Below are 10,873 nucleotides of genomic sequence, written 5' to 3' on the forward strand. Positions count from 1 at the left end.
GATACACTTGTAAGGGTGACGGGTATACCGTTTAGAACGGCTCATCAGATAATAGGTGCGATTGCCAAAGAACCCGGTACACCAACAATTGAAAAAATAGATAATGTATCACTGGATGTAATGGGTAAAAAATTAAGTGATATTGGATTAACTGAGGGACTGGTTCAGGAAGCACTTGATCCGGTTTTAAACATTAAAAAACGCGATGTTATCGGTGGACCTGCTCCTGATGAAATGCTTAGATGTATCAATAACTGTAAATCTAAACTGGAAAATGATGAAAAAAAGCTTGAAAAGGTAAACAGTAATATAAACAGTTCCATTGATAATCTGTTTGATCTTGTTGATGGCTGTATTAAAGGTAAATAAGTGATTGTTATGGATTTAGAACAGGGAGACCGGGTACAGATAGTAAAAAACGATGTTGTATATGAGGGTATTGTAAGACCCAGCAATACGGAGCATATTGTACTGAAAATGGACAGTGGCTATAATGCTGGGATACATCCTGAAAATGCTGAAATCACTGTTGTGGAAAAGAAAGAAACAGAGGAAAAAACACAATTTTTTAAACCTGAATCTGCATCTACAAAACAAAAAAGTAATCTCCCCAAAGTATCTATTCTTTCAACAGGTGGAACGATTGCAAGTAAAATCGATTACAGAACAGGAGCAGTAACTGCACAATTTTCAGCAGATGATATACTTGAAACAATACCTGAATTGAGTGAAATCGCAGAGTTCACCGGTAATGTGGTGTACAATGTACTGTCCGAGAATATGAAACCTGAATACTGGACTGAACTTGCAAAGACGGTTTCAAAAGAAATTGAAAACGGTGCAGACGGTATTATAATAGCACATGGGACGGATACTATGATGTATTCGGCAGCTGCACTGTCGTTTATGATTGATACACCGGTTCCGATAGTGTTTGTAGGGTCTCAAAGAAGTGCGGACAGACCGAGCAGTGACAATGCAATGAATGCAATATGTGCAGCAACTGTTGCAACAAGTGATATTGCTGAAGTAACTGCAGTAATGCACGGGACAACATCAGATAATTACTGTGAAATACACCGTGGTACACAGGTAAGGAAGATGCATACATCCAGAAGGGATGCTTTCAAATCCATAAACTCAGACCCTATTGGTTTTGTCGATTATTCAAACCGTAAAATAGAAACAATTTCGGATTACACAAAACGCGGCACCAGAAAATTAAATGTCAGAGAACAGATAGAACCAAGCTGTGGTCTTGTAAAATTCACACCCGGAACAAGCCCTGATGTACTTTCGCATTATATTGATTCAGGTTATAGGGGAATTGTTCTGGAAGGAACAGGTCTGGGACATGTATCAACAGACTGGGTACCAGAAATTGAAAGGGCAGTGAACTCTGGAATACCGGTAGTTGTAGCATCTCAATGTTTGAACGGAAGAGTATGTGACAGAGTTTATGATACAGGAAGAGATATGCTAAAAGCTGGAGCTATTGAAGCTGAAGATATGCTCCCGGAAGTCGCACATGTTAAACTAATGTGGGTACTTGGACAGACAGATGATTTTGATACAGCAATAGAAATGCTGAAATCCAATATTTCACATGAAATGACTTCCAGAAGCCTATGTTAAAAGAGGACAATTAAATTTATGAAAGTAATTTTAATTCTATAATTTCAAATTTATCAAGGTGAATATATGTTAATGGAAAAACTTAGAACACACCATACAAGAGATATAGAACCGGAAGAGATGGCTGACAAAAACGTTAATCTTGCCGGCTGGGTACATGAAGTGCGAGACCTTGGAGGTATCTGTTTTGTAGTCCTTCGCGACCGTGAAGGTATGGCACAGGTGACCCTTGTAAAGAAAAAAGTAGATGCAGATTTCTTTAATAAAGCTAAAAAACTGATGCGTGAATCGGTAATATCTGTTACAGGCACAGTAAAGCCTGAAGAAAAAGCACCTAACGGTTATGAAGTATTACCCGATGATATAACAGTGCTCAATGAATCCTGTACTCCACTTCCACTGGATACCACCGGTAAAGTGGAAGCAGAAATGGACACCTGTCTTGATTCACGTTATGTGGATTTACGGAAACCAAGAACCAGTGCTATATTCAAAATCCGTCATGAAGTATTAAAGGCTGTACGGGATAACTTTACAAGAGAAGGTTTTATCGAGACCACCACTCCAAAAGTTGTGGCAACTGCTACAGAAGGTGGAACATCACTTTTCCCGATAACCTATTTTGATAGAGAGGCATTTTTAAACCAGAGCCCCCAGCTCTTCAAGCAGATATTGATGTCTGGTGGACTGGAAAAGGTTTTTGAAATTGGTCCTATATTTAGGGCAGAGGAACATGATACCCGCAGACATCTGAACGAGGCAACATCCATAGATATGGAATCCAGTTTTTCAGACCATTTTGATATTATGGAAACACTGGAAAATACAATTGTTCATGCATATTCACAGGTAAAAGAAAATGCATCTCAGCAACTTGAGTATCTTGGTATTGACCTTGAAGTGCCAGAAACACCATTCAAAAGATTAACCTATTCGGAAGCAATTGATATTATTAACCAGTATGGTAAGGAAGAACTGGAATGGGGTGATGATTTAAGTACACTTTCTGAACATACACTTGGTGAACATGTATACAATGAAACCGGTGCACATCATTACTTTATAATTGACTGGCCGACCGAGATAAAACCGTTCTATGCAATGCCTTATGAAGATAATCCTGAAATCAGTAAAACATTTGATATGATGCACACAAGGCTGGAACTTTCATCAGGAGCTCAAAGAATTCATTATTATGATATGCTGAAAAACAGGATAGAAAATCAGGGACTTGACCCGGATAGTTTCGATTTTTATCTGGATGCTTTCGGTTATGGAATGCCCCCACATGCAGGATGGGGTCTCGGTTGTGAACGTCTGTTAATGACAATGCTTGGACTGGAAAATATCAGGGAAGTTGTTCTGTTCCCCAGAGACAGACGAAGATTATCACCCTGATACTACTTTTTATTTTTTGGGGTATCGGTAAGATGAAGGGTAGAAATAAAAATACATCAGATTCAGGAAAGGAATCTGCAGGGGTTGCAGCTGCAGGTCTTGTAGAAGACGGAATGATAATAGGACTCGGAACAGGTTCTACTACCGCCTATGCAATAAGTGAAGTTGGAAAAAGGATCAATCAAGAGGAACTTGATGTACAGGCAGTGGTAACTTCCTATCAGTCAGAAATGCTTGCAATCGATGCAGGGATACCTCTTACCAGTCTATCTGAACATCCTGTACTTGACCTTGATATAGATGGAGCCGATCAGATAGATTTTGAACTTAATGCAATCAAAGGCGGAGGAGCTGCTCATACAAGAGAGAAAGTGGTGGCATGTTCATCGAAACAATTTGTGGCAGTGATTGATGAATCCAAACTCAGCGATAAATTGAATCATTCTGTACCAGTTGAGATTCTTCCATATTCCAGAAATCTGGTTCTGCAAAAGATACAAGATATGGGAGCGGAACCTGAAATCCGTCAGGCTGTGCATAAAGATGGTCCTGTTATTACAGATAACGGCAACCTCATAATTGATGCAGAATTTGATGTGGTCGAAAACCCAAATAATCTGGCTTCAGAACTGTCTGCTATACCTGGTATAGTGGAGCATGGAATATTTACCGGTATTATAGATGAAATCTATATAGGCAAAAATGATGGGACATTTGGTGAACTACACCTGAGTTAAAGACTCAGATGCTTCCTGTTTCATCCTTTTCCCTTATGGGAACAAGTCCACAGGCTCTACCCTTCGTTCCGAAGGTGCTTATGTTCCTATTAGATTTGCTTATCTAATGCGAATTTTTTAATATTAACTGATGCGTTGATGTCTCTATCATGTATCGTTTTGCAGTCAGGACATTCCCATTCTCTGTCTTTTAATTCTAAATCCTTATTATAATATCCACATACATGACAGATTTTGCTAGATGGATCAAATCGTCCTATCTCGATGATATTTTTACCATACCATTCTGCTTTATAAATGAAACACCCCCTATCTTTTAATAATTGTCCTCTTCTTCAACGGGACATTTACAGACATCTATTAATGCATCTTCTCCTGTATGAGTACCTCTGGCAATCAGTACATCACCACTCTGCACAGTAGTTCTGTCACTTGGTGAATATACCCATCTGTTGTTGCGCTTCATAGCCATTATGTGTACACCGGTCTCTGTTTCAAGTTTTAAATCCTTGAAAGTCTTGCCGACTATCGGTGAACAATCCTCTACTTCTAGTTTTGTTATTACCTCATCAGAACCTCTGACAGCAAGTGTGATGACCGGATGGGTTTCAATATCTCTTAATACAGTATCTGCTATCCCATATCCCGCGTCAGATATTGTTTCTGATGCATTGGCAAGGTGCAGGAGTCCCCGTAATTGGCTGGGATCATTAAGATGTTTTGCAGTTTCAAGCACCCAATGCTGGAGTTCATATTTCATGGAATCCATTTCAGATTCAAGGATTTTGACCTCATGGGCAATATCTTCATTATCAAAAAGAATTGCAGAATAGGATAACCCGACTGACAGTTCTGCCATATTTTTCATATCTACTATAATGTCCACTGCCTGTTTTAGACCTTTTAAACCTGGTTCATAATCAATTTTTTTTGGAGAATATTTTCTACCTATTGCAAGTTCTACAAACAGGGGAATGCCTTCATCATGACCCTTGGCAAATAGCACATCACCTTCTTTTATCTTTGTATTTTCGTTTGGGTCATATATCCAGTTATGGTTTCTGCGTAAAGCAATTATTGTCATTCCAGTTTCTGTATCAAGTTCCAAATCCCCAAGAGTTTTGTTTACCATTTTGGATTTTTCACTTACAGTCGCACGTACCACCGTTTCTTCAGCTTCGCGGAGAGCATATTTAAGTTCAAGCGGAATCCCCATGTCCCTTAATACGATTTTTGCAATGTCACCTGCTGCATTGGCGATGGTTTCTGATGAATCAGCTACCTGAAGCACCCCTGACATTTCTTCTGCTTCTTCGATACGGCGGGCGCTCAGCATGGCGGTAATTTTCATTTGGTAGTCCAGTAGATTCATTTTTTCTTCAAGATATAGCACTTCTTCTGCAATGTCTACATCATCGTATATCATGGCAGAATATGCAAGGTCAACCATTAATTCGGAAATGTCCTTCATTTCTATTAAGGTATCTTTGAGGTTGCGGGGGGTATACTTTACTTCTTTGGATTTCATATTGTCTACCAGTATTTGATGTTTTTATTTGTATAATAATTTAAACCTTTTTGCTAATATATTAAATAAGACCTATCAGATAAAGGGTTGTGAATATTCCAGCAACACCTATAAGATCACCAAGTGTTGCTATCAATGGTATAACAGTATCATCCGGGTCAAGTCCGAATCGTTGTGAGGCAAATGCTATTAATACCGTGATTGCATAGACAGCTATCAATTCCAGTATTCCTGCAATCATACAGATTTTGAAAAAGGTAATATATTCAAGTCCAATTCCCATCAAATTACTAACAGACCATACCACAATACTTAGTATGAAACAGGCTGTAATTCCTACTATCAGAGCGCCTAACAGACTATTTTTAACAACCGGATTTTTGTGTATGTTTCCACCCATACCAAGATGAAATGCTGAAGACAAACGGGCACCCAACATACTCCCAGTATCTCCGCCAACTTTTATAAGAGCGGGTATAAGTACAAGCAAAGATGGTAGTGATACCAGATTCTCTATCCTTGCATTAAGAATCTGTCCGGAAAAAATACCTATGATGGTGGTGACAAAAAGAACAGGAAGGCTTCTTTTTACTATTCCAGGTACGGTATAATAGCTCATATTGCAATCACCAACCTGGTAGCTAAAAACAGCATTAACATGGATATAATATCTCCCAGAGTTGCAATTGAAGGTGTAACTACATTATCTGGGTCAAAACCGAACCTAAACATACCAAGTGCGAGTAATATAGTAATTATTGAAAGTATAATTCCAGAGGATACGCCACTTATTACAGCAATTGATGTAAGAACAAGGGCACCAGCACTATCAAGTCCCATTAGAATCGTTATATAATGTCCCATTATCCCGAGTACAATTGTGAGTATAAGACTTAATGTAAGGGAGCCCGCTATGTTGTTTATTAGTTCTGGATTTCTTTCTACCCGTGTAATCAAACCCATATGCACGGCGCTTCCAAGTCTTGAGCCGAGTGTACATGATATATTTCCTCTAAGTCCCAGAACTGCTGGAGCTATAACTATCAACCCGGGTACAAGTTCCAGTTGCTCTGTCATGCCCGAGAGTATTATACCTGCTATAACACCTCCAAATGTTGCAAGAATCTCAAATGGGAGAGCCTCTGATATAATTGATTTGATGCTTGCGTATTCGCTCAGAGACTCTTCAATCATTTCGGACTCGAATTCGTCCGGTTCATTATCTATATCTGTCTCGGGCTCATATCGCATATACTATCCATTTACATTATTATCCTTAAAATAATCGTGCGAGTTGTTAATCAAAAAAGACTATATATGACTAATAACATTAGGGAATGCGTTAAATATGTCTGGTATGGGCCCGTGGTCTAGTAGGTTATGACATCGCCTTTACACGGCGAGGATCCTGCGTTCGAATCGCAGCGGGCCCACTTTGGTTTTTTGAGATTGTGATTTTCTAATTTTTAAACCTTATTTTAGATACTGTTTGAACCATTCACCTGCCAGTTTGGAGACTTCTTCCAGTTTGCCGGGTTCTTCAAAAAGGTGTGTTGCACCGGGTACAATTTCCAGTTTCTTTTCTGCATTCATTCTCTCCATAGCCCATTTATTAAGTTCTATAACCTGTGGGTCGTTTCCTCCAACAATAAGGAGTGTAGGTGCCTGTACCCTGTCAAAAATATGTTCTGCAAGGTCGGGTCTTCCGCCTCTGGACACTACGGCATTAATATACATGGGGTGCTGGGCGGCTGCGATGAGTGCGGCTGCAGCACCAGTACTGGCTCCGAAATATCCGATATTTAAATTACTGGTGTCGAGATTGTTCAAAACCCAGTTGGTAGCAGTTACAAGACGTCGTGATAGAAGGTCGATATCAAATCTTAGACGACCGGTCAATCTATCGGTTTCATCTTCATCCGGTGTCAATAAATCGATAAGAAGAGTTGCAAATCCGTTATCCTGCAGATTCTGGGCTACGTATTTGTTTCTGGGGCTGTGTCGACTGCTTCCACTTCCGTGAGCAAATATTATTATCCCATCTGGGTTATCTGGTATTGTTAAATCGCCTTCTATCTGTTCTGAATCTACTGAAATCTGTACTGTTTTATCCTCACTTCCCATATTCATGTCAATCAACCTTAACCTTTGATTAAATTTTCAGCTTTCTCCAGCAGGTCACTAACTTCTTTATCGGTAGTCTGTGAGAAATCTTCGTACCATGCACCTACACCATAAAAGGGTTCAGGGGTTGACAGGCACACGATACTGTCTGCTTCATACTCAAACAGTTTACAGGTATCTGGTGCTGATGTAGGAACTGCAACTATTACTTCAGCAGGATTCCATGAACGAACAGCTCTTACTGCGGACCTCATGCTTGCACCGGTTGCCAGACCATCGTCTATGAGTATTACATGTTTGTCTTTTATCCCAGGTTTTGGACGGTCCCCACGGTACGATTTTTCTCTTCTTTCAAGTTCTCTGTGCTCTTTTTCTGCAACTTTGTCTATTGTACTTCTGGATATACCCAGCGACTGTACAATATCTTCGTTCAGGACTTCTACACCACCGGATGCGATTGCACCCATTGCCAGTTCTTCCTGACCCGGAACTCCCAGTTTCCTGACAAGAAATATATCCATGGGAACTTCCAGTTTTTTTGCTACTTCATAGGCAACAGGCACTCCTCCCCGTGGTAGTGCCAGTATAATGACGTCATTTCGGTTTGCATATTCTGTTAATTCATCAGCAAGTCTTTTACCTGCATCTTCTCGATTTTTGAATCTCAAAATCAATCCCCCAATTCACATTTAAAAATATGGCTTTTTGTTATTTATTGGTTTTCTTAAAGGTCCTTACTTTTAAAAAAGCTGGTTTATGTAACAAAATTCTGAAACGTTGTTAAGTAACAGAGTTTTAGAACAATAATTCTAAACTTATTTTCAAAACTGTTTTCTGAAATTGTTTTTCTTAAGAATATATATTCTCGAATTGTATAGATACGTATGCAGTTAAAATGGGGGTATAGTAGAGTGGGAGTCCAGAACAAGAGCACTTCACAGCGTAGTTGTGGAGCAGCTGTGGTTATTGTGAATCTATTGTGGAAGAGTTCTGGACATCCCATCCTCCATGCTGTCTGATAAATATTCCAATGTTTAACAACAAGGAGGTAAAGTGAATATGGGATTCAAAATAAAAGCTCTTTTGATTGCAGCTGTGTTATGCCTGGCATTTACAGGACTATCATCTGCTGCTACAGATGCAAAATGTACATGGGAAAAACCATGTGGTACTCAAGTAGAACAATGTGATGAGGAGACCACATTCCTGTTAAATGACACTTTTGAAGGTACGCCACAAATCATCGTAAACGGTGGAGAGTGGTATTACGTTGATATGGATGGTGACGGCATAGTAAGTGCTGGTGATATAAGACTTACTGGCTGGCATGAAACCTATGAACCTAACACCAAAGTCATGTCAGAAGACGATGACAACCTGAAAAGCGCAACAGTATTAGACGAGCAGGATATCATCACATACTGGGATATAAATGGCAACGATAAATTCGATCTCTATGACCCAGTATATGTAGATGTTAATAACGATAGTGAAGTGTCCAATGGTGACATCAGATTAACAGATGTACCACCAGTAGATGTTTACTCACTCGATGACAGCAACCTTGGTGACCTGATGTATAACGCCGGTGAACTAAACGATGCAGACAACCAGAAATGGAGTGTTGTCAGCACATCCGCTGATGCCGGTGAACAGGGAGACATGGGTGAACCACTTAACGAAATTGGTGATACTGGTAACATAGCTGACCTTATAGGTTATGTAGATGCCGATGACAGTGGTGACTGGAGCTGTGAAGACAAGCTTTACATCAAACAGCCACATGTAATAACTGAAGATAGAATAACTGAAGATGGAAATGCTCCATGGTTCGACGAAGCTGTAACAATCGGTGATGTCAGACTTTACATACCACCAGATGAAGAATGTGTACCTGAATGCGGTACAAAAGTTGTACAGGGTGACCATGATGTTACCTACGCATTGATGCCAAAGATGAATGCTGATATCGCATACTATGAAGATGGTAAAGATGAAATCTATCTAGACATGGACAACAGTGGAGACGTATCGTTCGGTGATGTCAGACTGACAAGCGTGTCCAATACATTTGAACCAAACACCAAAGTTGGACCAAGTAATGCAGCAGACCTTGAACATCCACTCGTGGACTTTGATAACCAGAATATAATCAGATATGCTGACATCGATGGAAATGCTGGATTCTCTGTAGGAGACCCACTTTACATAGATGCTGATAACAGTACTGATGTATCAGATGGAGATGTCAGATTAAATGATGTGCCAGTATTTGACCAGGATAATGTAGCTAAAGGTGAATTCGGTGACGCATGGTCTGTTGTAGAAAATGGCCAGGTGAACCCTGACAGTGATGTAGGCTGGGACCTTGGAACAATCGGTGATGTAGGCGATATTATCGGATATGTAGATTCAGACTGCACACAGAGTTGGACCTGTCCAGACAAGCTCTATATACAGCAGTTCACTGAAGGAGGTATTGATAACTTTGTAGTAACCAATGGTGACCACAGATTGTATGAACCATTCAATGACCCAACCAGTCCATTCTATCAGATGGAAGACTGGTATGAATGTGGTACAAAAGTGCTCTGTGATGAAGATACTACATACACACTCAAGAACCCAGGAAATATATTTGTAGGATTCATTGACAGAGATGGATCCGGCGACTTCACACCAGGAGACGCTGCATACATCAACATGGATAACGACAGCAACATGCAAGTTACAGATGGTGATGTAAGACTGAACAACATTACAATCACAGAAACTGTATATGAAGCAAACACCAAGGTCAAATCACCACATGACAAGGACCTCGACTTCAATGCCCAAATGATGGACTTTGAAGGAGACCTTATCTATGCTGATGGTCTCTACATTGATGCTGACGACAGTGGAGATGTTAGCGAATATGACCTCAGACTTACTGAAGTAACAGTCGACGGTACAACCTATGAACCATACACAATGGTCATGGGTGGAGACATGGATGTAGGAGCATCCGATGTTGTAATGACTGATACAATAGAAGACCACATAATGTGGTATGATACTGACTGCAGTGGAACTTGGACATGTGTCGATGCACTGTATCTCCAGGACAAATATGGAGACATGGACTGGAATGCTGATGACGATGCAGTTACCCACCACGACCTCAGGCTGTTCATCCCACCAGACATGGTGAGTATGGATGACAATGACTGCCATGAAGGTGAAGACTTCTGGATGAACTATGATGCAGACAACAGTGGTACAATAGATAAATCCGAAGTAATGAACGCAATTAACGGCTACTTCGCCTCTATACAAGAAGAGGAAGATAATTGCTTCGAAGACAGTGCTGAAACCGCCAAACCACAGGTCATGAATGTGATTAACAAGTTCTTCGAGGGCCTGTAAATAACGAATAAGGGGGTTTAAGGAAGTAATTACTTCCTCCTCC

General features: G+C 40.2%; 9 protein-coding genes, 1 tRNA gene and 2 pseudogenes. 6 read left to right on the forward strand and 6 right to left on the reverse strand.

Annotation, left to right across the window (positions count from 1 at the left end; all coding sequences use genetic code 11):
* The 4 genes and pseudogenes from QZ276_RS10580 to rpiA all read left to right on the forward strand — a co-directional run.
* Nucleotides 1-369 (forward strand): annotated as a pseudogene (locus tag QZ276_RS10580) (argininosuccinate lyase); the annotation flags it as partial.
* Nucleotides 370-378: 9 nt separating this feature from the next.
* Nucleotides 379-1,635, forward strand: coding sequence for a Glu-tRNA(Gln) amidotransferase subunit GatD (gatD, locus tag QZ276_RS10585; RefSeq protein WP_292487832.1), 1,257 nt, complete (start codon nt 379-381; stop codon nt 1,633-1,635).
* 66 nt (nt 1,636-1,701) lie between these two features.
* Nucleotides 1,702-3,033 carry an aspartate--tRNA(Asn) ligase gene (aspS, locus tag QZ276_RS10590; RefSeq protein WP_292487833.1) on the forward strand — a complete coding sequence of 444 codons (1,332 nt, stop codon included), beginning with the start codon at nt 1,702-1,704 and terminating at the stop codon, nt 3,031-3,033.
* A 32-nt stretch (nt 3,034-3,065) separates the two neighbouring features.
* A complete protein-coding gene (gene rpiA, locus QZ276_RS10595; protein ID WP_292487834.1) occupies nt 3,066-3,770 on the forward strand; it encodes a ribose 5-phosphate isomerase A in 705 nt (234 codons plus the stop codon).
* 89 nt (nt 3,771-3,859) lie between these two features.
* Here rpiA and QZ276_RS10600 read toward each other — a convergent pair.
* The 4 genes and pseudogenes from QZ276_RS10600 to QZ276_RS10615 all read right to left on the reverse strand — a co-directional run.
* Nucleotides 3,860-4,066, reverse strand: a pseudogene (locus QZ276_RS10600) (zinc ribbon domain-containing protein); the annotation flags it as partial.
* Nucleotides 4,067-4,086: 20 nt separating this feature from the next.
* Nucleotides 4,087-5,298: a potassium channel family protein gene (locus QZ276_RS10605; protein ID WP_292487835.1), complete on the reverse strand. Its 1,212-nt coding sequence runs from the start codon at nt 5,296-5,298 to the stop codon at nt 4,087-4,089.
* A gap of 61 nt (nt 5,299-5,359) precedes the next feature.
* Nucleotides 5,360-5,917: a magnesium transporter gene (locus tag QZ276_RS10610; protein ID WP_292487836.1), complete on the reverse strand. Its 558-nt coding sequence runs from the start codon at nt 5,915-5,917 to the stop codon at nt 5,360-5,362.
* Nucleotides 5,914-6,549 carry a magnesium transporter gene (locus QZ276_RS10615; protein WP_292487837.1) on the reverse strand — a complete coding sequence of 212 codons (636 nt, stop codon included), beginning with the start codon at nt 6,547-6,549 and terminating at the stop codon, nt 5,914-5,916. The genes QZ276_RS10610 and QZ276_RS10615 overlap by 4 nt, the downstream gene beginning before the upstream one ends.
* 108 nt (nt 6,550-6,657) lie before the next feature.
* Between QZ276_RS10615 and QZ276_RS10620 the strand changes: the two genes are divergently transcribed.
* Nucleotides 6,658-6,731: transfer RNA gene (locus tag QZ276_RS10620), tRNA-Val, on the forward strand.
* A 40-nt stretch (nt 6,732-6,771) separates the two neighbouring features.
* On the opposite strand, the gene QZ276_RS10625 is transcribed toward QZ276_RS10620, so the two are convergent.
* Nucleotides 6,772-7,428, reverse strand: a complete 657-nt coding sequence (locus tag QZ276_RS10625) for a dienelactone hydrolase family protein (RefSeq protein WP_292487838.1) — start codon at nt 7,426-7,428, stop codon at nt 6,772-6,774.
* Between the two features lie 11 nt (nt 7,429-7,439).
* Complete coding sequence (locus tag QZ276_RS10630) at nt 7,440-8,093, reverse strand: phosphoribosyltransferase (RefSeq protein ID WP_292487840.1); 654 nt, start codon at nt 8,091-8,093, stop codon at nt 7,440-7,442.
* A 388-nt stretch (nt 8,094-8,481) separates the two neighbouring features.
* Between QZ276_RS10630 and QZ276_RS10635 the strand changes: the two genes are divergently transcribed.
* Nucleotides 8,482-10,830 (forward strand): hypothetical protein, encoded by a 2,349-nt coding sequence (locus tag QZ276_RS10635; RefSeq protein ID WP_292487839.1) that lies wholly within the window; start codon nt 8,482-8,484, stop codon nt 10,828-10,830.
* The last annotated feature ends 43 nt before the right edge of the window (nt 10,831-10,873 follow it).

The sequence above is a fragment of the Methanohalobium sp. genome, assembly GCF_018609725.1.
Lineage (GTDB): Archaea > Halobacteriota > Methanosarcinia > Methanosarcinales > Methanosarcinaceae > Methanohalobium.